Raw genomic sequence first — 860 nt, 5'->3', positions numbered from 1 at the left:
TCTATCTTCCCTCTGTACCGGTTTTTGATATAGGTGCTGAGCGGGAAGCGGCGGCACGCGCCGCGGGCGGCCATGAAACGGTCCGGCTCGCGCAGCAGGGCGGCAAGCTGCTTTTTCGCTGCCGCCGTTTTGCAGGCGTCCCGCGCAAGGTACGCAAAACGGCGGTGGACATAGCCCAGATGGCTGATGCGCACCCATTCGCTCTGTTCCTCCGCGGTGGTGGCTGTCCAGAGGACAGCGCCGCAGCCTTCGCACTTGCGGTTGGCGCGGGTCTCTGTCCGGAAGTATTCCGGCGTGGCGTCTGTCAATGTCCGCTTACCGCAGTCCATGAATTCCATCTGGACCACACTGCCGCAGTCCGGGCAGGTAAAGCCCTGCCGCCTTGCGTCCCATCTGGCCGCTGGGCGGCGCATATAGCCGTCCAGCGCGTTTTCCTTGGACAGGACTGCAAACACGGTGCGGCCGCCGCGGGCATACCCCGCGTAGAGGGCGTCCATGTCCGCCGGCGTCCGCACGATGGCGGCACGCGCGTTTGGGATGGCCTCCTCCAGCTCGCGCACCCATTTGCCTGTCATGTGGGAGGGACAGAGGACGATATGCAGGCACTTCCTGTGCTTTTGCAGGAAGTATGCCTGCAAGGCGAGGCTGCCGACCTTAGACTGTCCGCTGCCGCATTCCGCGATGAGCAGACCGAACCTGGCGGTCTGCAGCCTGCGCCGCAGCGCTTCCGCGGCGGCGAGTTGGGCGCCGTACAGGTGGTACCCTGCCGTCTGCGCCACGAACTGGTCCAGCCCCAGCACCCCCTCTGACAACGGCTCCTGGGCCGGATCATACAGGGGCTGGAACTGCCCGCGGATGCG

1 pseudogene is annotated in these 860 nt (G+C 65.6%); it reads right to left on the bottom strand.

From position 1 onward, the window contains the following. Positions 1-860 (bottom strand): annotated as a pseudogene (locus tag H8S45_RS15830) (helicase-related protein); the annotation flags it as partial.

It is taken from the genome of Agathobaculum faecis (genome assembly GCF_014287995.1).
Taxonomy (GTDB): Bacteria; Bacillota; Clostridia; order Oscillospirales; family Butyricicoccaceae; genus Agathobaculum; species Agathobaculum ammoniilyticum.
The sequence above is the reverse complement of the archived record's forward strand: the minus strand, read 5'-3'. Positions and strand labels throughout refer to the sequence as shown.